The 21,642-nt window shown below is 66.7% G+C and carries 15 protein-coding genes; 3 read left to right on the forward strand and 12 right to left on the reverse strand.

Annotated features, from left to right (window positions below):
* Positions 1 to 258 precede the first annotated feature (258 nt).
* The 9 genes from IE191_RS19860 to IE191_RS19900 all read right to left on the reverse strand — a co-directional run bounded on the left by IE191_RS19860 (position 259) and on the right by IE191_RS19900 (position 15,149).
* The gene (locus IE191_RS19860; RefSeq protein ID WP_191326128.1) at positions 259 to 1,458 is read right to left on the reverse strand and encodes an IS91 family transposase; all 1,200 of its coding nucleotides are present in this window, start codon (positions 1,456 to 1,458) and stop codon (positions 259 to 261) included.
* A 4-nt stretch (positions 1,459 to 1,462) separates the two neighbouring features.
* The gene (locus IE191_RS19865) at positions 1,463 to 2,371 is read right to left on the reverse strand and encodes a tyrosine-type recombinase/integrase (protein WP_191326129.1); all 909 of its coding nucleotides are present in this window, start codon (positions 2,369 to 2,371) and stop codon (positions 1,463 to 1,465) included.
* Between the two features lie 220 nt (positions 2,372 to 2,591).
* Positions 2,592 to 3,401, reverse strand: coding sequence for an outer membrane protein assembly factor BamD (locus IE191_RS19870; protein ID WP_191326130.1), 810 nt, complete (start codon positions 3,399 to 3,401; stop codon positions 2,592 to 2,594).
* Positions 3,402 to 3,626: 225 nt separating this feature from the next.
* Entirely contained in the window at positions 3,627 to 4,067 is a 441-nt protein-coding gene (locus IE191_RS19875) for an RrF2 family transcriptional regulator (protein WP_191326131.1), read from the reverse strand.
* A gap of 92 nt (positions 4,068 to 4,159) precedes the next feature.
* A complete protein-coding gene (locus tag IE191_RS19880) occupies positions 4,160 to 5,671 on the reverse strand; it encodes a carboxylesterase/lipase family protein (RefSeq protein ID WP_229815701.1) in 1,512 nt (503 codons plus the stop codon).
* Positions 5,672 to 5,676: 5 nt separating this feature from the next.
* Positions 5,677 to 7,860 carry a beta-glucosidase family protein gene (locus IE191_RS19885; RefSeq protein ID WP_373299349.1) on the reverse strand — a complete coding sequence of 728 codons (2,184 nt, stop codon included), beginning with the start codon at positions 7,858 to 7,860 and terminating at the stop codon, positions 5,677 to 5,679.
* Between the two features lie 188 nt (positions 7,861 to 8,048).
* Positions 8,049 to 11,546 carry a glycosyl hydrolase gene (locus IE191_RS19890; protein WP_191326133.1) on the reverse strand — a complete coding sequence of 1,166 codons (3,498 nt, stop codon included), beginning with the start codon at positions 11,544 to 11,546 and terminating at the stop codon, positions 8,049 to 8,051.
* Positions 11,547 to 11,653: 107 nt separating this feature from the next.
* The gene (locus tag IE191_RS19895; RefSeq protein WP_191326134.1) at positions 11,654 to 12,946 is read right to left on the reverse strand and encodes a sugar isomerase; all 1,293 of its coding nucleotides are present in this window, start codon (positions 12,944 to 12,946) and stop codon (positions 11,654 to 11,656) included.
* Between the two features lie 22 nt (positions 12,947 to 12,968).
* Positions 12,969 to 15,149, reverse strand: a complete 2,181-nt coding sequence (locus IE191_RS19900; protein ID WP_229815703.1) for a bifunctional rhamnulose-1-phosphate aldolase/short-chain dehydrogenase — start codon at positions 15,147 to 15,149, stop codon at positions 12,969 to 12,971.
* 131 nt (positions 15,150 to 15,280) lie between these two features.
* Between IE191_RS19900 and IE191_RS19905 the strand changes: the two genes are divergently transcribed.
* The 3 genes from IE191_RS19905 (at position 15,281) to IE191_RS19915 (ending at position 18,691) form a co-directional block, all read left to right on the forward strand.
* Entirely contained in the window at positions 15,281 to 16,708 is a 1,428-nt protein-coding gene (locus IE191_RS19905) for an FGGY-family carbohydrate kinase (RefSeq protein WP_229815704.1), read from the forward strand.
* Between the two features lie 41 nt (positions 16,709 to 16,749).
* Positions 16,750 to 17,811 (forward strand): L-rhamnose/proton symporter RhaT, encoded by a 1,062-nt coding sequence (gene rhaT, locus IE191_RS19910; protein ID WP_191326136.1) that lies wholly within the window; start codon positions 16,750 to 16,752, stop codon positions 17,809 to 17,811.
* A gap of 91 nt (positions 17,812 to 17,902) precedes the next feature.
* On the forward strand, positions 17,903 to 18,691 hold the full coding sequence (locus tag IE191_RS19915; RefSeq protein WP_191326137.1) for a DeoR/GlpR family DNA-binding transcription regulator: 789 nt from the start codon (positions 17,903 to 17,905) through the stop codon (positions 18,689 to 18,691).
* Between the two features lie 126 nt (positions 18,692 to 18,817).
* Here the strand turns inward: IE191_RS19915 and IE191_RS19920 are convergent, their stop codons facing one another.
* The 3 genes from IE191_RS19920 to IE191_RS19930 form a co-directional block, all read right to left on the reverse strand.
* On the reverse strand, positions 18,818 to 19,207 hold the full coding sequence (locus IE191_RS19920; protein WP_191326138.1) for a c-type cytochrome: 390 nt from the start codon (positions 19,205 to 19,207) through the stop codon (positions 18,818 to 18,820).
* Positions 19,208 to 19,306: 99 nt separating this feature from the next.
* A complete protein-coding gene (locus IE191_RS19925) occupies positions 19,307 to 19,789 on the reverse strand; it encodes a MarR family winged helix-turn-helix transcriptional regulator (protein WP_191326139.1) in 483 nt (160 codons plus the stop codon).
* 119 nt (positions 19,790 to 19,908) lie between these two features.
* On the reverse strand, positions 19,909 to 21,381 hold the full coding sequence (locus IE191_RS19930) for an ATP-binding protein (RefSeq protein WP_191326140.1): 1,473 nt from the start codon (positions 21,379 to 21,381) through the stop codon (positions 19,909 to 19,911).
* Positions 21,382 to 21,642 lie beyond the last annotated feature (261 nt).

Genomic DNA, 21,642 nt, shown 5'->3' on the forward strand with positions numbered 1-21,642 from the left:
TCATGCGCAACAAAACGGCCCGGCTCTAATCCCAGCTGGTGGAAAGCTGGGGGTCACGTCAGGGTGACTGAAGCAATCCCACCGGCCAGCCCGTGATGGGCGGAACAGCATGGAAGTCAGATGACCATTGTGCTCGATGCGCCGCTGATCCTGCTGGCAATGAGCCCAGTTTTGACTGTGCTGGCGGCGTCGACACACCTATCCCCATAGGCCGAGGCGCAACGTTCACGGCCATCATGCAGGGTAAGCCATGCCGGATCATGGCGTGTTCTCTCGGGTCAGCGGCGCCGATTGCGGCGGAGCGCGGGGCTGGCACCAGCGGGCGAACGTTTCGATGATGGTCATGTGCCCGCCGCAACATGGGCATGGCGGGCGATGATCGGTCGGTTCGTCGGGTTCGGTGTCGGTCTCTTCAATCTGCGCGGCGACGCCAAGCAGCCTGCGGGCCAGCGCCATGGCCTCCTTGTGGGTTGAACTGGCAAGTAGGCCGTAATGCCGGATGCGGTGGAAGCCGCGCGGCAGGACGTGGATCAGAAAGCGGCGGATGAACTCGTCGGTGGCCAGCGTCGTGACCTGCTGGCGCTCGCCACCGTCGCGGCGATAATCCTTGTACCGGAACGTCACGCCGGCCTCGTCGAAGGCAATGAGGCGCCGGTTCGAAATGGCAACGCGGTGCGTGTAGCGCGAGAGATAGGCCAGCACCGCCTGCGGGCCGGCAAAAGGCGGCTTGGCATAGACCACCCAGCGCTTCTTCCGGATGGGCGACAGATGCCGCAGGAAGGCCTTGCGCTGTGCGAGGCCAGCTAAGGTGCTGAAGAAGGCCAGCTTGCCGGCATCGAACAATGCCAAGAGGCGCGTAAGGAACAAGCGGCGAAATAAGGCGCCCAGAACGCGCACCGGCAGCAGGAATGCGGGGCGCGACGAGATCCAGCGCGTGCCGTCGAGCACGATGCCGCCGCCAGGTACGATCATGTGCACGTGCGGGTGGTGGGTCAGTGCCGAGCCCCATGTGTGCAGCACGGCGGTGATGCCGATGCGCGCACCGAGGTGCTTGGGATCGGCCGCGATGGTCAGCATCGTGTCCGCGGCGGCGCGGAACAGCAGGTCATAGACCACCGCCTTGTTCTGCCAGGCAATGTCGGCGATCTCGGCAGGCACGGTAAACACCACGTGGAAGTAGCCGACCGGCAACAGATCGGCCTCACGCGCGGCCAGCCAGGTGCGCGCAGCAGCGCCCTGACATTTGGGGCAATGCCGGTTGCGGCATGAGTTGTAGGCAATCCGCCAGTGCCCGCAGTCGTCGCAGGCCTCGACGTGACCGCCCAGCGCGGCGGTGCGGCAATTCTCGATGGCCGTCATGACCTTGAGCTGGCCGAGGCTGAGATGCCCGGCGTGGGCTGAGCGATACGCGGGCCCGGCGCTACGGAAGATATCGGCGACCTCGAGCGAGGCGCGCACCGGCTCAGCCGGGAGGAGCCACCTGCGGCTCGAGCAGCGTTGTCAACTTGTCCAGCGGACTGATGACCGCGCGCACCGTTCGGGTTGCGACCGTGGTGTAGAAAGCGGTGGTCTCGAGGTTCGCATGCCCGAGCAGCGCCTGAATGATCCGAATATCGACGCCGTCTTCAAGCAGGTGGGTCGCGAAGCTGTGGCGCAGGGTATGTGGGCCGACACGCTTTTTGATGCCCGCAGCCTCGGCAGCATCGACAACGATGCGATGGAGTTGCCTGGTACTAAGCGGCTTGAGATAGTGCATGCCCGGGAACAGCCAGCCATCGGCGTGCATGACGCCTTGCTTGCGGCCCACCGTCCACCACTCGCGCAAAAGGGCAAGAAGGTCAGCGGGCAGGAGCGCATTGCGATAGCGCCCGCCTTTACCGCGCTCCACTCGCAGGAGCATGCGCTTGCTGTCGACATCGCGGACCTTCAGCATTGTGACCTCGGCGGCGCGCAAGCCAGCACCATACGCAACCGACAGTGCAGCCTTGTGCTTCAGGCAGTTGGTCGCGCCGAGTAAGAGCACAACCTCGTCGCGGCTGAGGACAACGGGCAATGCGCGAGGGTTCTTGACCGTGTAGAGCTTGCGGGACAGATCCGGGCGATCAATGGTGTGCGTGAAAAAGAAACGCAGCGCAGAAACGATGCTGTTCATGGTCGGGATCCCTATGCCCGCCTCCCGCTGTTCGACCTGGAATTGCCGGAGTTCTTCTGCCGTCGCGGTATCGGGGGGACGCCCAAGATATGTGGCAAACCTCGCGACATGCCGCACGTAATCGAACTGGGTCTTCCGCGTGAACCGGCGCATGTTCATGTCTTCGATCATGCGCTGACGTAGGGAACTGGCGGGGGCATCAGACTGAACATTGGTCATGGTACGACTCCTCGGTTGAAAGGAGCCGCAATCGTCTGCCTACATGGCCCACACCTCAACTTAGACCCAGACCGCTGATTACTCGCCAGACCTCAAGGCAAGCACCACTCCCGCGCCAGCGGGTTCGTACAAGTCCCAAAGTCAGTCACCACCTGAACCAATCCCACAAAAAAGGGCGCCCCGCAGGCGCCCTCCTTAACCTCACAACCTGCGCAAAAAATCACGCCGCCGTGATATCATCCCCCTTGGCGTTCATCAGCTTGAACGCGCGCTTGTACCAGTCGCTGCCGGGGTAGTTGGCGCCGAGCACGGCGGCGGCTTTCTGGGCTTCGTCGCGCACGCCCAGGGCGAGGTAGCATTCGACCAGGCGGAACAGCGCTTCGGGGGTGTGGCTGGTGGTCTGGTACTTGTCGATCACCACGCGGAAGCGCAGCGTGCCGGCCAGCCACTTGCCGCTGCGTTCATAGAAGCGGCCCACTTCCATTTCCTTGCCGGCCAGGTGGTCGTTCACCAGGTCGAGCTTGAGGCGGGCGTCGGTGGCATAGTCGGTGTTGGGATAGCGGCGGATCACTTCGGTCAGCGCGGTCAGCGCCTGCTGGGTGATCTTCTGGTCGCGCGTGACGTCGCTGATCTGCTCGTAATAGCACAGCGCCACCAGGTAATAGGCATAGGGCGCATCCTTGTTGCCGGGGTGGATCGACAGGAAGCGCTGCGCGGTCTGCACCGACTTGGCATAGTCACGCGCCACGTAATAGCTGAACGCGCCCATCAACTGCGCGCGGCGGGCCCAGGGCGAATAGGGGTGCTGGCGCTCCACTTCATCGAACAGGGCGGCGGCGGCCTTGGCGTCGCCCTTGTCCAGCCGGTCCTTGGCGGTCATGTAGAGCGTGTCCACATCGCGCGCGACATAGGCCACGTCCTTCTTGGCCTTGCCCCCGCCCGCACACCCGGCGGTAAGGCCGATGGCAACGGTGGCGGCGGCGAGAACGGCGATGCGCAGCGGGCTGCGGCCAGAAGCAGGAAGGGTCATGCGCCGTCCTATAGCCAGCGCCTTGGCCCTCGCCAAGCGAAGGTTGCGGCCATGGGCAAAAGTTGCGGTTGATTGCGGGGAGTGGTGGGCCGGTCTGGATATTTCGGGCGTTGCGTAGGGCCCCGGATCAAGTCCGGGGCGACGATGATCATCACTCCCTGACTTGCCATTCCCCGTCGCCCCGGACTTGATCCGGGGCCCACGCTGCCCCGCGCTGCCGCGTGATCAGGCCTCGGCCTCGTCGAACGGGGGCACCAGGGTGATGGCGTCGGCCAGGGTCACCTTGTCCAGCATGTCGGCCATTTCGTCGCGCAGGCGGATCATCAGCCCGCGCAGGCGGCAATCGGCCTCGGGCAGGCAATTGGCGCAGTGTTCGTGCGCGTTGCGGCTGGCGCAGGGAACCAGGGCCAGGCTGCCGCGCGTGAGGCGGATGATGTCGCCATAGCGGATGTCCACCGGGGGCAGCGCCAGTTCATAGCCGCCATCGCGCCCGCGCTGCGACACGACCACGCCTTCGCGCGCCATTTCCGACAGGATCACGGTGAGGAACTTGCGCGGAATGTTCTGCGCCTCGGCAATCGCGTCCAGCCGCACGGGCCCTTGTCCAAACGTGTCGGACAGATGTTGCAGGGCACGGATCGTATAGCGCGTCTTTTGCGAAAGCATGCGAAATACAAAAAGCCGGTTGCGCCGGAATGTCAACGCCGCAGCTAGAATATCCCGGTGCAGCAGCCGTTTTGCTGCACCGGGATAGCGCATCAAGGCTTGATGTGCTGCTCCACGAAATCGAGCCGGGCGCGATAGGGGTCTTCCACCTGCCGAGCGCCGCTGCCGTCGATCAGGTGGACGGTGGTGTCGGTCGGCGTCACTTGCGGCCAGGGCGTCAGGCCCGGCAGGCCATCGGGCCGCCCGGTCTTGGCAAAGGCCACCCACAGCTTGTGCGTCAGCGTCGCCACCGGCTGTTCGGCAGGGATCGCCTTGGGCTGCGTCCGCCCCGGCAGACTGTCGAACACATAGGGCAGTTCAGAGGCATGCGGCGCGCCGCCCATCGCCGCCAGCGGCTCGGGATGGGCATAGCCAAAGCGATAGAGCCACACCGGCTGGCGCGGCGCCAGCAGGCGGGCCACCGCGCGCGCGGGTTCGATGAACATGCGATCGGCGCTGGTCATCGTGCCGACCACCAGGCCGGTGGCCGTGCCTTGCGGATCATAGAGCGCGCGGGCCTTGTCCGCATCGGCGCCATAGGTGGCAAAGATCGCGGCCTTGTCGGTCACGCGCGGAAAACCATCGGCGGAATTGGCCCCGATCAGCACCGGCACCGGCGCATAGATCCCCGCCGCCGCACCGTCGTTGGCCGCGCCCAGCACGGTTTGCCCATCCACCATCGGCCCGGAATAGCCCGGCTGGTCCATGGTCATCATGCTGAGATTGCCGGTAACCTTGTCTTCCGGCAGGGCGCGCAGCCCGGCCGCGTCGAGGCCCGGCGCAAACGTCGCGCCGATCTTGGCCGCGCGGGCCATGGTCGGCATCAGCATGGTGCCATCGCGCCCGCCGCCGGATTCGATGATCGCCCGCGCAAACAGGCCGCGCGCCAGCGGCGATTGCAGCAGCATGTGCATGCTCATGCCGCCCGCGCTTTCGCCAAACACCGTCACGTTGGCCGGATCGCCGCCGAATGCCGCGACATTGGCCTGCACCCACTTGAGCGCCGCGATCTGGTCCAGGAAGCCGAAGTTGCCGCCCAGCCCCTCGGCCTTGAGCGCGGGATGGGCGAAAAAGCCGAAGCGGCCCAGGCGATAGTTGAGGCTGACCAGCACCACCCCGTCGCGGGCAAAGGCTGCGCCCGAATAGACGGCGGGCGACGTGCCGCCGTTGACGAAGCCGCCACCGTGGATCCACACCATCACCGGCAGCCGCGCGTTGGCAGCAGCACCCGCCGGCTTCCACACGTTGAGATAGAGGCAATCCTCGGCCGGCTGCGTGCGGATCGGCGCGGCATCGGGCGGGAACGGCGCCTGCGCGCAATCGTGGCCATATTGCGTGGCATCGCGCGGGCCGGTCCAGCCGGCCACCGGCTGCGGTGCGCGCCAGCGCAAGTCGCCCACCGGCGGCGCGGCATAGGGAATGCCCTTGAAGCTGGCGACGGCCCCTTCCTCGGCCCCTACCAGGGTGCCTTGTGCCACGCTCACCGTCGGCGCGGCGGGCGCGGCCTGAGCCACGAGGGGGGCGGCCAACGCGGCGGCGAACAGCATCATCTTGCGAAAGGCCATGGCGTTCAATCCTTCCAGTTGCGCGCGGGCAGGCGCACGGTCACCACCTGGCCCAGGGTCTCGGCATCGCTGCCCAGGGCAAAGCCATAGGTCCCGGCGGGCATCGTCCACCCGCCCTTCCCGGCATCCTGCCAATCGGCCAGCAGGCGCGGATCGATCGGCACGCTCACCGTCTTGCTCTCGCCCGGCTCCAGATGGACGCGGGCAAAGCCCACCAGACGGCGCTTGGCGCTGCCGGCGCGATCGACCAGATAGACCTGCCCCACATCATCGCCCGCCACCTTGCCGGTGTTGCGCAGGGTAAAGCGCGCGGTCTTGCCATCCACGCTCAGCCCGTCTTGGGCAAAGGTGGTGTAGCTCAGGCCATAGCCGAACGGAAACAGCGGCTTGGCCCCGGTCCGCGCGAACCAGCGATAGCCCACATCGGAGCCTTCGATATTGTAATCGGCCTTGAGCGTGGTTTGCGGCGTGGGCGGGTTGCCCATGAAATCGGGATCGAGCGTGTCGCTGCCATCCAGCTTGGGCCGGGGCAATTGCGCGACGCTGGCCGGGAACGTGACCGGCAGGCGGCCGCCGGGGTTCGCCTCCCCAAACAGCACCTTGGCGATCGCTTCCCCGCCGCGCGCGCCGGGATACCACGCTTCGAGCACGGCAGCGGTCTTGTCCAGCCAGGGCATGGCCACCGGCCCGCCGGTTTCCAGCACCACGATGGTGCGCGGATTGGCCGCTGCCACCGCCGCGATCAGCGCGTCCTGGCCATCGGGCAGCGACAGGTCGGGCTGGTCCAGCCCTTCGGTGCGCCATTCGGTGGCAAAGACGATGGCCACGTCAGACCTGCGCGCGGCCTCCACCGCGTCGGCGATATAGCGCCCGTCGCGGAAATGCATCGCCGCCTGCGGCAGCCGCTGCTTGATCGCATCGAGCGGGCTGGAACGGTGGAACTGTTCCTGCATGATCCCGGCAAACATCCCGGCCGCCAGCACCGGGCGCGAAACCACCGGGCCGCCATCGCCCTGCACCTGGCTCGATCCACCGCCCGAGATCACGCCGCCATCGGCATAGCCGCCGATCACCGCCACGCTCTTGGCATCGCGCAACAGCGGCAGCGCGTTGTTCTGGTTGCGCAGCAAGACCATGCCGGCAATCGCCGCCTTTTCCGCCACGGCGGAATGGGCGGCCTGGTCCCACTGCCCACCCGGCGTAACCGGATTCTTGTCCACCCCGGTGGCATAGATCGCGGTCAGCACGCGGCGGTTCATGTCTGCCAGGCGCGCGGCCCAGGCCTTGTCCGTGGCGGCCTTGTCGGCCAGTTTGCTTCCGAAATAGACCGCCTTGTCAAGCTGTTCGCCCGATTGCTGGTCCAGCCCGGCCGTGGCCGCCTCAAGCCCCGGCACCGCGCCCCAGTCCGACATGACGAAGCCCTTGTAGCGCCAGTCGCGCTTGAGCACGGTGTTGAGCAGCCAGTCGCTGGCGCAGGCGCGCGGGCCGTTCACGCGGTTGTAGGCACACATGATCGCGCCGGGCTGGCCCTGCTCGATGCCGATCTGGAACGCCAGCAGGTCGCTTTCGCGCGCGGCGGCATTGCCGATCTGGATGTCCACGAACTGGCGCCCGGTTTCCTGCCCGTTGAGCGCGAAGTGCTTGATCGTGGAAATGATGTGGTTGGACTGGATGCCACGGATCGCCGCGCCCACCAGCACGCCCGACAGCAGCGGATCTTCCGACAGATATTCGAACGTGCGGCCATTGCGCGGATCGCGCGTGAGGTTGACGCCACCGGCCAGCAGCACGTTGTAGCCGCTGGCGCGCGCTTCGGCGCCGATCATCGCGCCGCCATCGTGCAGCACGGCCGGATCCCAGCTTGCCGCCTGGGCAATGCCCGAAGGCAGCGCCGTCGCCCCGCGCTTGCGCGCACCGCCCACCCAGGCCACGCCCAGGCTGGCGTCGGTTTCCTTGAGCGCGGGCACGCCCAGGCGCGGCAACCCGGCGATATAGCCCGCGCCCGGCACGGCATCCTCGGGGATCGGCGGCGCGCCGGGGAAAAGCTGGATGGCCATGTTGCCATGAGTCAGCGTGGTACGCTCGTCTGCGGTCATCGCCTTGACGGTCTGATCCGCGCGCGCTTCGGCGGCGGCAAGGTTTACCGGAGGGGCACCGGCTTCCTGCGCCCACGCCGAAGCCGGCCCCATGCCGGCCCCCACCGCAGCAAGCGCCACGGCGGACAGAAATTGCTTGCCCATTCTTGTGCATCCTTCCCCACGGTGGCCCAGCACCACCAGATTCTTTGACACATCGTGACGGGCATTGTCAGCGTTGTCAATTGCCGATGGGAAGCCTAGGTAGACAGGAGAAAATGTCCCCCGTCGCCGCCACCGGTTCAGCGGGTCGTGCCCAGCGTGACCGGGCCAACCAGGCCCGAAGGCCGCAGCGGCGCATCGGCATTGTAGGTGGGGATTGCGGTCCAGGTCACCTTGGTGGCGCCGGGCTGCGCGTCACCGATCAGGCGGTTGACCCAGCTATTGGCCACGCGCACCTGGATCGCGTTGGTGCCATTGTGCACCGCGCTGCCAAGATCGAAGCGATAGGGCGCATGCCATTGCGTGCCCAGATCCTGGCCGTTGACAGTGACTTGCGCAATATCGTGCACTTCACCCAGGTCGAGCCACAGCGGCTGGCCTTTCTTCCAGCCCTTGGGCAAGCGGAAGCTGCGGGCATAGGTCGCGATGCCGGAGAAATAACGCACGCCGGGCGCGGCATTCTGGTCCAGCCGCGCCAAGGTAGGCATGGCCAGCGAAGCGGGCGCACCCCGGCCGGCCTGGAACGCGACCATCCAGCCTGGATCGCGCGACTTGCTGCGGGTCGATCCGGTCGCCGCGCCGAGAGTGCCGAGCAGCACGTCATGCACCGCCCGCACTTCGCCATGGGTGGTCGTGGCCGGCTTGCGGAATACCACGAAGACCGAACCTTCGGCCGGCAGGCTGAGCGGCACGATGGTTTCGCCGTTCTCGCTGCGCCACGATACCGGCTCCACCTTGCCGCTGTCGGCATGCCACAATTCGGGCTGCTTGCCGGTGACGCGGAAATGCGCCTCGAACGCCTCGTCGCGGTTGCGGCGGTTGACCAGGAACCAGGCATCGCCGTCGGCCAGTTGGCGGTGAACGAACGGCACTTGCGCATCGCTTGCGCCCACCAGCCGGAAATCGGGCGCCACGCCCAGCCGCGCCAGCCCGGCGTCGACATCGGCCAGCGCGATCACGCGGCCCTTGCCCACCGTGGCGTCGCCGCTGCCCGGCCAGAGCCGCGCCACCAGTTGCTGCCACTCCGCCGCCTTGGCCGCTTGCGCATCGTCGAGCGCCGGCGAGCCCTGCGGCGCCAGGCCGATCACGGTGGCGCCACCATCGACCAGTTCGGCCAGGCGGCGCAGGGTCTTGAGCGTCATCATCCGCGACGAACCGCCGAGGTAGATGGCGCGATAGCGGGCTCCGCCCTGGCTGACGAGTTCGTTGCCCTGGTTGAGCAGCACGCCGCCCAGTGCATCGGCATTGACGAAGTCATAGGCGTTGGCCTTGGGCGCATCGGCCACCGGTGCCTTGCCATAAAGCCCGGTCAGCGGGGCTTCCTCGCCATAGAAATAGGCGACATCGGCCACGTTGCGCCCCTGCTGCAACAGCAGCGAATTGCGCGCCATGTAGTCCACCCAGGGCCGCGCCATCTCGGCCCAGCTTTCGTGGCGGTTGAAGAACTGGCCAAAGATCATCAGCGACAGGCCCGGCACCTTGTCGTCCACCGGCTGGTGGACTGAGGTGTGCACCACCGGGCGGTTGATCCCGCTGACGAATTCCAGGTCGATGATCCGGCGCAAGTCCTTGGGCGTATAGGCCCAGGGTGCCAGGGCGGAGGTCATCGATTCAGCCGCGACCAGGTTTTGCCCGTAGACGTGCGCAACTGAGGCAGCGCCTTTCATGTCGGCCAGATAGCTGGGGTTCGGCCCGGTCTCGCGGCCAAAGGTCCACAGCGCCGCCATCGGCACGTCGGCGCGCATGCGCATGGCCATGTCATCGCCCAGCATCGGGCGGTTGTCTTCCAGCGCCTCGCCGTAGACCTTGAGGCCGTTCTCGTGCGCCACTTGCGCCACCATGCCATAATGCTCCGAGGCGAGCAGATCGGCGAGCGTGCGGCGCCAGTCATAGAGGAAACGGTCGGCATCGGCGCGGCTGCCGATCAGCACGCCGGCCAGCGTTGGCAGCCAGGGGGTGGGATCATAGCCGCGCAGGCGCTTGAACTGGTCGATCATCCTGGGCGTCCAGTTGGCCGCGCCCACTTCGATCGAATCCGTCAGCAGGGCTTTCACGCCATGCTGGCCCATCAGTTCCAGCCCGGTCGCGTCGCGATACATCCCCAGGTAGTGCGTCAGGTAGCGCCTGACGGCAGCACCATCGAACTTGTCCACTTCCAGCCCGGTCGCCTCGGGCGCGGCGGGGTGGTTGGTGGTGCCCAGCAGGCTGGTGCCAAAGCGCAGGATGCGCCAGGCGCTGCCCGCCGGCGGCGTCCAGTCCAGCGTGCCGTCGGGGCGCAGCTTGCCGGTCAGGTTCACCACCTTGGCGGCATCCGGCCCGGCCGCGCCGGCATCGGGCGTGCCCAGGGCGTAATAGTCCTGCTCGATGGAAAAACCGGCCTTGGCCTCGAACCGGTCGATGCGCGGCTCCCCATGCAGGCGGAAATGGCGCAAGTCGAACGGCGCGGTGGCCCCGGCCGCCATCATCTTCATGAAACCGACATCGGTGGCCGCGCCCGGTGCCGGATCGCCCAGGTTGGAGCCCTTGAACGGCAAGGGCGCCAGCACGACGCGGAACTGGCTGGCGGTGACCGGCGCGAAGCTCACGCTGGTCGGGGCCGAGGTGACCGGCACATCGGCCACTTTGCTCCAGGTCGTGCCGTCGCTGCTCGCTTCCAGCCTGGGCGCGACAACGGCGCCCGAGAACATGCCCTTGGCTCCGGCCAGGAACAGCGTGACCCCGCGCACGGTCTGCGGCCGGTCGAACCGCGCCAGCACCACCGAAGGTTGCTGCTCGGTGCCGTGCGGCACCATCTGCCCCTTGGCAAAGCTGTCACCGGTCAGCAGTGCGGCATCCAGCGCCTTGCCATCCGGGCCGGTGATCACCGGCAGCGGCAGCGTGGCCCCGGCCGCGTCCACCGGCACGGCCAGCACGGCGATGTCGGCATAGAATTCATGGTGCTGATCGGGGCCTTCCTTGGTCAGCGCCGCCAGCGGATCGTTCAGTTCCATGTCCTGGAACGTGCCGGTGACATGGGGCGGCGCGGCCAGCGGAGCAGACAGCGGCTTGCCACCGGGCACCACGGTCTCGCTCCACACCACTTTCTTCAGCGCGTCGGCCGGTTGCACCCAGGGGCCGCCGGTTTCAGACCAGCCGGGCGAAGAGGCAATTGCCAGTTCCAGCCCGCGCGCATCAGCGCTCTGCGCGGCAAAGCGGAACGCATCCTTCCATTCGGGAGACATGAACACCAGGCGGTGATCAACCACCTGCGGCGTCATCAACCCGGCGTCAAACGCCTGCAAGCCGCCGATGCCCATGCGGCTCATCCAGTCGATGTCCTTGGCAATGCCATCCTTGGTGACATTGCCGTTCATCCAGTGCCACCATACTCGCGGCCGGGCCGAAGCGGGCGGATCGCGGAATTGCAGATCGAGCGGAACGGCCATGCCGGCATGCACTGCTCCGGCGCCGGGGACCGGGCTGGCGGCCGCATCGGGTGCCGGCTCGGCCGTCGCCCGGACTGGCAGAGCGGTCGTTCCGGCAAGCGCGCTGGCCAGCAGCAGGGCGGTCCGAATGCGGCGGAATGCCGGCTCGATCATGCAGTCTCTCCTGGGGAACACGAATAGTCGTTTTGGCGATCTGGTTTACCGGGGCAAGGCTTTCCGCCCTGCCCCGGCATTTGGCGCGGCATTTGGCCCGGATTTGCTCAGACGATTCCGGCGCCCAGCCCCACGGCCTTGCGCTCCTGCGCCTTGCGCGCGCGGTACTGGCTCAGGCGATAGGTTTCGAGCACGTCGATCGCCCCGCCCGCCACCGCGCGCGCCTTGGCCAGGATCGGCGCGACATCGATATTGTAGGCGCGGCGCAGCGCCTGGAACGCCATCATCGTGTCGTTGGCCTCCTGCGCGGCATGCAGCGCTTCGCGATCGACCAGCAGCGCCTTGGCAAAGCAACTCGTGATCGCCTCGGCCGATGACAGCATGGATTCGATCGGATCGGTCACATTGTGCGACTGATCGATCATGTAGCTGGGGTTGAAGCCGTCTCGCGGGTTCAGTTCGGCCTCGACCAGTTCGTTGAACACCAGGAACAGCTGGTGCGGATTGATCGACCCGGAATCGAGATCGTCGTCGCCATACTTGCTGTCGTTGAAGTGGAACCCGCCCAGCTTGCCGAAGCGGTGCAGCCGCGCCACGATCTGCTCGATGTTCACGTTGGGCGCGTGATGGCCCAGGTCGACCAGGCACTTGGCCTTGGGGCCAAGCTCCTGCGCCGCCAGGATCGAGCTGCCCCAGTCGGAAATGACCGTGGAATAGAACGCCGGCTCGAACATCTTGTGTTCCAGCAGCATGCGCCAATCGTCGGGCAGCGCGGCATAGACCTTGCTCGCCGCATCCAGATAGCGATCGAGGCTGCGGCCCAGATCCTGCTGGCCGGGGAAGTTGGTGCCGTCACCCACCCACACCGTCAGGTCGGTGGAGCCAAGCTGGCGGCCGATCTCGATGCATTCAATGTTGTGGTCCACCGCCTGCTGGCGGGTGACCGCATCCTGCGCGGCAAGCGAGCCATTGGCATAAGTGTGCGCCTGGCCCACCTGATCCTGGAACGTGTTGGAATTGACCGCGTCCCAGCCCAGCCCGAGGCTGGCGGCTTCCTCGCGCAGGGCTGCAAAGTCGCTCACCTTGTCCCACGGAAAGTGCGGCGAAACGCGCGGCGTCACCCGGCAAAGCTGGTTGATCACGGCGCAATCTTCCAGCTTTTCGTGGATGTTGGTCGGCTCCCCGGCAATCGGGAACTTGGCAAAGCGCGTGCCGCCCCGGCCCGCGCCCCAGCTGGGCACGGCAACCGAGAAGGCCGCGACGCGATCCTGCACGGCCACGATGTCGATCCCGCTGCGCGCCAGCTTGCGGCCCAGCGCGCCATAGTCTTCTTCCAGCGCCTGTTCGTGGCAGGCGTTGGTTTCGGCGATCAGGTCGGCCGAAAGGGGCAATTGTGTCATGGTCTTGTCCTCTCCCGGTCGTTCAGCGCGTGAAGGCCTGAACGTTGCCGGCGTCCACGTTGATCATGTTGCCGGTCGACTTTGCCGACGCTTCCGAACCCAGCCAATAGGCCGCCTCGGCAATGTCTTCGGGCAGCACGTCGCGCTTGAGCATCGAACGGTTGCGGTAGTGCGCTTCCAGTTCCTCGCCAGCGTCGATCTTGTTCGAGGCTGCGCGTTCCTTGCGCCAGTCGCCGTCCCAGATCTTGCTGCCCTTGATCACCGCATCGGGGTTGACCACGTTGACGCGGATGCCTTCGGGCGCGCCTTCCAGCGCCAGGCAGCGGGCCAGATGGTTCGCCGCGGCCTTGGCACTGGCATAGGCCGAGGCCCCGGCGGCAGCGGCCACGGCGTTCTTGGAGCCGATGAACACCACCGACGTGCCGCCCTGTTCCTTCATCCGCTTGAGCAGCCCCCAGGCATGCTTGGCGGTGAGGAAGTACCCTTGCGCCAGCACGTCGAAGTTCCGGTCCCACAGTTCCACGGTGGTCTGTTCGATCGGCGCGGACGAGGCGATGCCGGCATTGGCGACCAGCACGTCGAGCCCGCCGAACTCCCGCGCGGCATAGGCAAAGGCGGCCTGCACCTGCGCTTCGTCGGTCACGTCGCAGGCCACGGCGCGCACCACGTCCTTGCCGAACTGCTTGGCAAAGCCGGCGCGCACCTCTTCGGCCGCACCAGCGTCGCGGTCGGCCAGGACCACGCAGGCCCCTTCGCGCAGGAAGCGGGCGGCGGTCGCCGCGCCGATCCCGCCGGCGCCGCCGGTGACCAGCGCGATCTTGCCCACCATCGGCTTGGGCGCGGGCATGCGCTGGAGCTTGGCTTCCTCAAGCAGCCAATATTCGATGTCGAACGCTTCCTGCTCGTCGAGCGCGATATATTCCCCGATCGCTTCGGCGCCGCGCATCACGTTGATGGCATTGCCGTAGAACTCGCCGGCCAGGCGTGCGGTGGTCTTGTCGGTGGCAAAGGTGATGCGCCCGACACCCGGCACCAGCACCACGACCGGGTTGGGATCGCGCATGGCCGGGCTGTTGGCGCGCTTGCAGCGCTCGTAATAGGCCGCGTAGAAATCGCGGTAATCGGCAATCTTCTGCGCCAGATAGGCATCGTCCTGAAGACGCGCCGGGTCGAGCGTGAGCGGCGCGATCTTGGTGCGCAGGAAGTGGTCGGGGCACGAGGTACCGAGCGCCGCCAGTTCCTCGAACTTGGCCGAACCGACGAATTCCAGTGCCTGCGCGTCATCCGAATAATGGCCCAGCTTGCGCCGCGCGCCGGTCATGAAACCGCGCAGGCGGGGCATCAGGTCGGCCGCGATCGCGGCGCGATCGGGATGGGGCGCCACCACCTGGCCGCCAAAGGCCGGCTTGCCCGCCATCTTCGCGTTCAGATAGTTGGCCGCATCGGCAATCAGTTGCACGGTATGCTCATAGCATTCCTTGGCACTGTCACCCCAGCAGATGATGCCGTGGCTGGCCATCATCACGCCCTGCACGCCGGGGTTGGCGCGCTGGTAATCGCGCAGCATCACGCCCAGCGTATAGCCGGGGCGCTTCCACGGCAGCCAGCCGATCTTGCCGCCCCAGATCTCCTGCGTCGCCGCCTCGCCGCCCGAAGACGCCGCCAGGGCAATGATCGCATCGGGGTGGACGTGGTCGACATGCGCGAACGGCAGCAGCGAGTGCAGCGGCGTGTCGATGCTGGCGGCGCGGCCGTTCAGGTTGAACGTGCAGTGCGGCAGATAGCCGACCATCTTGTCGTCATCGTCCGGCCCGCCATAATGCGCTTCCAGCCCGAGCAGCTTGGCCTGGTAGAGCGTGGCAAAGCCATCCAGCTTCATCGAGCCGATGTCCCCGCCCGACCCCTTGACCCACAGCACCTCCACCGTCTCGCCGGTCAGCGGATCGGTTTCCTGCAACTTGGCCGAGGTGTTGCCCCCGCCAAAGTTGGTCACGGTCAGGTCCGAACCCAGCAGGTTGGAGCGATAGAGCAGCAGTTCCGCCGGCGAGAGCGTGGCGGCCACCGCATCGTCCCAGCGACTGGTCGGCACGGCAAAGGGAATGGCGGCGTCTGAAGCAACGAGCGTTTCGACGGTCATGGCATCCTGCGTGGATTGGGCCTTCGAGTCGCTGCCCGATCGGCCGGTGAAGACGGGGCGTTGCAAGCATGGGTGATTGCATCGCGTCAGAACGGCGCTAACATTTTTGGTGGAAATGATCAAGAATGATTGATATTGATCATTTCCACACAGAACGACGCAGCGCGGGACTCGCGCGGGATTGGAGAGCGAAGCAGTTGGCACGGGGCAGCATCATCGTCATCGACCTGGGCAAGACGCTCAGCAAGGTCAGCCTGTGGCACCCCGATGGTACGCTGGTCGATCGCCAGGTGCGCCCCAACGCCCCGCTCGAAATCGGCGGTCTGCGCCGGCTCGATGCGCAAGGCATCGGTGACTGGCTGCTCAAGACGCTGCGCGATTTTGCCGCCCGGCCGCTCGATGCGCCGATCGACACGATCGTGCCGGTGGGCCATGGCGCGGGCGTGGTGGCCGTGGCACAAGGCGCGCTGGCCTTTCCGCCGCTGGACTATGAACAGCCGATCCCGGCCGAAGTGATGGAGGCCTATCGTGCGCAGCGCGATGCCTTCGCGCTGACCGGTTCGCCCGCCCTGCCCGATGGCCTCAACATCGGCAGCCAGTTGTTCTGGCTCGAACTGCTCTATCCCGATGCCTTTGCCGCCAGCGGCGAAAGCCGCGCCACGCTGATGCCCTGGGCGCAATACTGGGCCTGGTTCCTCACCGGCGTGGCCAGCAGCGAAGTGTCGAGCCTGGGCTGCCATTCCGACGTGTGGAACCCGGCCGCCGGCACGTTCTCGCCGATGGCGGTGCGCCGGGGCTGGGCGGCACAGTTCGCCCCCGTGCTGCCCGCCAGCGCCGCCGTGGGCCAGATTGCGCCGCGCGTCGCCCGCGCCACCGGCCTTGCGCCCACGGTGCAGGTGCTGGCCGGCCTGCACGATTCCAACGCCGCGCTGCTCGCCGCGCGCGGGTTCGATCAGCTTGCGGGGCAAGATGCCACGATCCTGTCGACCGGCACCTGGTTCATCGCCATGCGCCTGGCGCGCGCGGCGGTCGATCTCGCCACCCTGCCCGAAGCCCGCGATTGCCTGGTCAATGTCGACGTGTTCGGCCAGCCGGTCCCCTCCGCCCGCTTCATGGGCGGACGCGAGATCGAAAGCCTGATCGAGATCGACACCCGGCGGGTGGACATCAAGCCCGATCAACCCGCGCTGCTCGCCGCCGTGCCCGATCTGCTGGCGCAAGGCACGATGATCCTGCCCACGCTGTGCCGCGGCTTTGGACCCCTGCCCCATGGCACCTTCGGCTGGATCGCCCGGCCCGAAGACTGGTATGCCCGCCGCGCCGCCGCCTGCCTCTATGCCGCGCTGGTGGCCGATGTTTCGCTCGGCCTGATCGGCGCCCGTGACCACCTGCTGGTCGAAGGCCGCTTTGCCGAGGCGGAAGTCTTCGTCCGCACGCTCGCCGCGCTGCGGCCCGACATCGCGGTCTACACCGCCAACGCGCACAACGATGTGTCGTTCGGCGCGCTGCGCCTGGTCGATCCCACGCTCAAGCCGCGCGGCGAGCTGGTCCGGGTGGCGCCACTCGACGGTGATCTCCAAACCTACCGCGCCGCCTGGCACGCGGCCATGGCCGTGCCGGCCTGAACCGAAAACAAGACGATAAACGAGAGAGGAAGCAGACCAAGATGGGCGGAAATCCGGCACTGGGCGTGCTGTTCCACTGGCTGGGCGGGTTCTCCTCGGCCAGCTTCTATGTGCCCTACAAGCGCATCAGCCGCTGGTCGTGGGAAGTGTTCTGGCTGGCCGGCGGGCTGTTTTCCTGGGCCATCGCGCCCTGGGCTTTCGCCTCGCTGCGCACCCACGATCTGCTCGGCGTGCTCGCCGCCGCGCCGCGCGCCACGCTGCTCTGGTGCTGGTTCTGGGGCGCGATGTGGGGCTTTGGCGGCCTCACGTTCGGGCTGACCATGCGCTATCTCGGCCTCTCGCTGGGCATGGCGGTGGCGCTGGGCCTCACCACCGTGATCGGCACGATGGGGCCGCCGATCTTCCACGGCACGATCGGCGCGATCGCTGCCACCACCAGCGGCCAGCTCACGCTGCTGGGCATTGCCATCACCCTGGCCGGCATCGTCGTCGTCGCCCGCGCTGGCAGCGCCAAGCAGCGTGACCTGGGCGGCGTCGCCAGCGAGGGGGTGGCCGAATTCGACCTGAAGAAAGGCATTCTCATCGCGATCTTCTCGGGCGTCATGTCCGGCTGCTTCGCCTGGGGCCTGGATGCCGGGCAGCCGATCCGCGACCTGACGCTGGCCGCCGGCACTGATCCGCTCAGCCAGGGCCTGCCGGTGCTCTGCGTCGTGCTGGCCGGGGGCCTGACCACCAATCTCGTCTGGTGCCTGATCCTGATCGCCCGCAACCGCAGCGCCGGCCAGTTTCTCGGCGCCGCCAACGATGGCGGACAGGCGCCGCTGCTGCGCAACTATGCCCTTGCCGCGCTGGGCGGCACGCTGTGGTATGGCCAGTTCTTCTTCTATACCATGGGCGAAAGCCAGATGGGCAAGTACGGCTTTTCCTCGTGGACGCTGCACATGGCCTCGATCATCCTGTTCTCCACGCTATGGGGCTTCGCGCTCAAGGAATGGCAGGGCACCTCGCCGCGCACCCGCGCGATCGTGTGGAGCGGCATCGGCCTGCTGGTCGGCGCCACCGTGGTGATCGGCGCGGGCAACATGCTCCAGGCCGCCGCCTGATCCCTCGCATCTGCGCGAAGATGATGGCTTTTGAGCGGCAGACGCGGCATAAGCCGGGGCTTCACGCCAGGAAACAGGACGAAACAGGGCCATGCACGCAGCGGAACGCGAACGGTTGATCGTCGAGGCGATCGGCCCCACGGGTTTCGTCAGCTATCGCGATCTCGAGGCGATGCTCGACGCCTCCCCCGCCACGATCCGGCGTGACCTGTCGCGGCTGGAAAGCGCAGGACACATCGTGCGCGTGCACGGCGGCGCGCGCTTGGCCGAAGGGGCCGACAGCGCTCCTCGTCCGGTCGGCTTCCACCTTTCCGGCACGCCGTTCGAGCAGGCGATCACCGAAAACCTTGGCCCCAAGCAGGCAATCGGCCGCGCCGCAGCGGCGCTGTGCCGCCCGGGCGAAGGCATCATGATCGATGGCGGCACCACCACCTTGCAGATGTGCCCGCACCTCGCCGGGCTCGATCTTCAGGTGCTGACCAACTCGCTGCACATCGTCAACGCCCTGCTGCCCCAGGCGGGCACGCGCATCCTGGTGCCGTCGGGCGCGGTGTTTCGCGAACAGAACATCATCCTGGCGCCGGCAGGCGAAGAATCCATGCCCCGGTTCCACGCGCCCAAGCTGTTCATGGGCGCAGCCGCCGTCGGCCCGGCCGGGGTGATGCAGGCCGATGTCGTGCTGGTCGCCGCCGAACGCCGCCTGATCGACCGCGCCGAACAGGTCATCCTGCTGGTCGACAGCAGCAAGTTCACCACCCGCTCCGGCACGATCGTCTGCGAACTGGGGGAAGTGGATACGCTGATCACCGACGCCGGCATTCCCGCCTCTGCAGCAGCAGCCATTCGCGACGCGGGCGTCAATCTGGTGATCGCGGATTGAGGGGGCGTTGACCGACAGCTTGCGCGGGGCCCCGGATCAAGTCCGGGGCGACGATAATGGGGATAGCTTCAAGAGCTGGGTCGTCGCCCCGGACTTGATCCGGGGCCCCCAGCCAACCTATAAACCTTACTTCGTCGCCTGCCCCAGATAAGCAACCACGTCGGCGCGATCCTTCGCATCGGGCAGGCCGGCAAACGCCATCTTGGTGCCCTTCACATAAGTGGTCGGGCTTTTCAGATAGGCGTCGAGCGTATCGGGCGTCCACGTCACGCCGCTGTTCTTCATCGCTTCGGAGTAGGCATAGCCCGGCATAGAGCCGGCCTTGCGCCCGATCACGCCCTTGAGCGACGGCCCCAAGCGCGTGGCACCGGTGTTGAGATCATGACAGGCAAGGCAGCGCGCCGCCACTGTGCGGCCGTGCACCGGATCGCCATCGGCCGCCATCGCCGTTCCAGCGAGGCCAAGCACCAGGCCCAATGCGCCAAGCGCGGCAATTTGCAAGCGAGCAATCTTCATCACGGTCTCCGGGATGGGCAGTCCTGATCCACCCATCGTGTTTCGCCGTTTTGCCACGCGGTGGCTGACAAGGTGCTGAACAACCTTGGCGGCGCAGGTTCAGACCTCTTTCGACGGTGCCGACAGATAGACCTTCATCAGGATGCGGAACAGTTCCGACTTCTCGCGCACAGTCAGGCAGGCGGTCAATTCGTCTTCGTGCGCCACAATCACGCGGCGCGCTTCGGCCAGGGTGATCTGCCCGCTTTCGGTGATCCACAGGCCACCGGCGCGACGATCGAGCTTGGACGGTTCGTTGACAAGATAGCCGTTGCGCATCAACTGGCGCACGAACTGGTGCACCGTCGGGCGCTCGATCTTGAAAAAGCGCGAAAGATCGGTCTGCTTGACACCGGGGTTGGCATGGACCAGCCACAGGATCGCCACCTGCTTGGGCGTCACGCTCAGCGGCTCCAACTGGCGTTCCAGCCGCGAGACGAACAGCGTGTTGGTGGTGCCGATGTGCAGGCCCAGCACCGAATCCAGCCCATCGAGCGCCAGTTCGGGCGTAACCGATTGACGGGTAAGGACTTCGGACGTCAAAGCAGCGCCTTTCACAACCACGAGCGGCACCCCATTGTTACCGCATCAAGTCCATTAGGCATACGAACTGAATTTGCGCAAACGTTTTGCGGCGCAACAGACCCTAACCGCACCAAAGCTCAGGCTTCCACCGGCGCCGTCGTCATGCCCAGACCGGGAATCCCGATGGATCGCCGCCCGCCGTAATCGGTGCGCACCACGATCAGCCCGCTCTTTTCGAGATGGTCGAGCAGGCGGCGGATGCGCCCGGGGCTGCGCGTGCCATAAATTTCGGCCATGCGCTCGTCATCTGGGCATGGCAGGCCTTCCACCGCCGCCACGGCGAGGACCAGGAACGGCGCCAGCACGTCGTCAGCCACGCCCTCGGCCAGTTTCAGCGCCGGTTGCCACTTCGGCTCGCGATCATCGGGAATGCCGGCCACGGCCATGGCAAAGCGGCGGCGGAACTGCGCCAGATCGATGCCCACCTGGCCCAGCCGCTGCATGCGGCAGCGGACGGTGAAATCCTGGTAGAGCTGCGACGGCGCCTGGAACGTGCAGTCCGGCTCGGCCGCCATTTCGGCCAGGATCGCGGCGATATCGGCGGCGGTTTCTTCTGCAGCGAACAGGCTCGGCTCGGCGGGCGGCTCCACCTGTTCGGCGGCGGGCACGCTGCTTTCGATCTGCTCCAGCAATTCGCCGCTTTCCGGCGCATGCTCTTCGGGTTCGGGCGGCGCGGGGACGGGATCGAACATCAGCGGTTCGGCCATCAGCAGCGCTTCCATTTCCTCGCCCACCGCATTGGGCATCGGCATCAGGCCATGCACCACGTTGCGCGCGCGGGTCTGCACGTCGGCAATCTTCACGCCCACCGGGCGGCGGCAGATCGCCGGGCCGAGCGCGAGGAAATGGCCGCGCTCCAGATCGCGGATGGTTTCCGCCTGGCGGCGCTCCATGCCCAGCAGATCAGCGGCGCGGGCCATGTCGATATCAAGGAAAGTGCGACCCATCAGGAAGTTGGACGCTTCAGCGGCCACGTTCTTGGCGAGCTTTGCCAGGCGCTGCGTCGCGATGATCCCGGCCAGGCCGCGCTTGCGCCCCCGGCACATCAGGTTGGTCATCGCCGCCAGCGACAGGCGCCGCACATCGTCGGCCACGTCGCCAGCCGCGGCCGGCGCAAACATCTGCGCTTCGTCCACCACCACCAGCGCGGGATACCACTGGTCGCGCGGGGCATCGAACAGCGTGTTCATGAACACCGCGGCGCAGCGCATCTGCGCTTCCAGTTCCAGCCCGTCGAGCGCGAGGATCACCGAGGCGCGATGCTGGCGGATGCGCGCAGCCAGCTTGACGATCTCGGTGCCGTCATAGGCCGATCCATCGACCACGACATGGCCAAACGGCTCGGCCAGGCTGACGAAATCGCCCTCCGGGTCGATCACCACCTGCTGCACCACGCTGGCGCTCTGCTCCAGAATCCGGCGCAGCAGGTGCGACTTGCCCGAGCCGCTGTTGCCCTGCACCAGAAGGCGCGTGGCCAGCAGTTCCTCGACGTCGATACGGACGGGGGCGCCCGACCGTTCGTCGGCGCCAATGACGATGGATGCGCTCACGCCTCGCTCTTAGCGCGCCCGGGCGCGGCGGCAAGGGCATTGGGGGAAAAGTTGTCGAAAGCGGGGGTGTGAGGGGGAACATGCCCTCCCCCAACCCCTCCCGCAAGCGGGAGGGGCTTAACCTTCTCTCCCCCTCCTCTTCAGAGGAGGGGGTCGGGGGGTGGTGCGGAACCTCGCGCAAGGGTTCCACCACCCCCAAACCCCCTCCTCTGAAGAGCAGGGGAATCGCATATGGGCTTGCGCTGCTGATTGAATAGGATT

This window comes from Novosphingobium pokkalii, from assembly GCF_014652855.1.
GTDB classification, from domain to species: domain Bacteria; phylum Pseudomonadota; class Alphaproteobacteria; order Sphingomonadales; family Sphingomonadaceae; genus Novosphingobium; species Novosphingobium pokkalii.

Excerpts from the sequence above, each read along its gene's own strand:
- IE191_RS19920 (WP_191326138.1), bottom strand. The coding sequence starts at position 19,207 with ATGAAGATTGCTCGCTTGCAAATTGCCGCGCTTGGCGCATTGGGCCTG.
- IE191_RS19890 (WP_191326133.1), bottom strand. The coding sequence starts at position 11,546 with ATGATCGAGCCGGCATTCCGCCGCATTCGGACCGCCCTGCTGCTGGCC.
- IE191_RS19915 (WP_191326137.1), top strand. The coding sequence starts at position 17,903 with ATGCACGCAGCGGAACGCGAACGGTTGATCGTCGAGGCGATCGGCCCC.
- rhaT (WP_191326136.1), top strand. The coding sequence starts at position 16,750 with ATGGGCGGAAATCCGGCACTGGGCGTGCTGTTCCACTGGCTGGGCGGG.
- IE191_RS19870 (WP_191326130.1), bottom strand. The coding sequence starts at position 3,401 with ATGACCCTTCCTGCTTCTGGCCGCAGCCCGCTGCGCATCGCCGTTCTC.
- IE191_RS19880 (WP_229815701.1), bottom strand. The coding sequence starts at position 5,671 with ATGGCCTTTCGCAAGATGATGCTGTTCGCCGCCGCGTTGGCCGCCCCC.
- IE191_RS19885 (WP_373299349.1), bottom strand. The coding sequence starts at position 7,860 with ATGGGGCCGGCTTCGGCGTGGGCGCAGGAAGCCGGTGCCCCTCCGGTA.
- IE191_RS19875 (WP_191326131.1), bottom strand. The coding sequence starts at position 4,067 with ATGCTTTCGCAAAAGACGCGCTATACGATCCGTGCCCTGCAACATCTG.
- IE191_RS19865 (WP_191326129.1), bottom strand. The coding sequence starts at position 2,371 with ATGACCAATGTTCAGTCTGATGCCCCCGCCAGTTCCCTACGTCAGCGC.
- IE191_RS19895 (WP_191326134.1), bottom strand. The coding sequence starts at position 12,946 with ATGACACAATTGCCCCTTTCGGCCGACCTGATCGCCGAAACCAACGCC.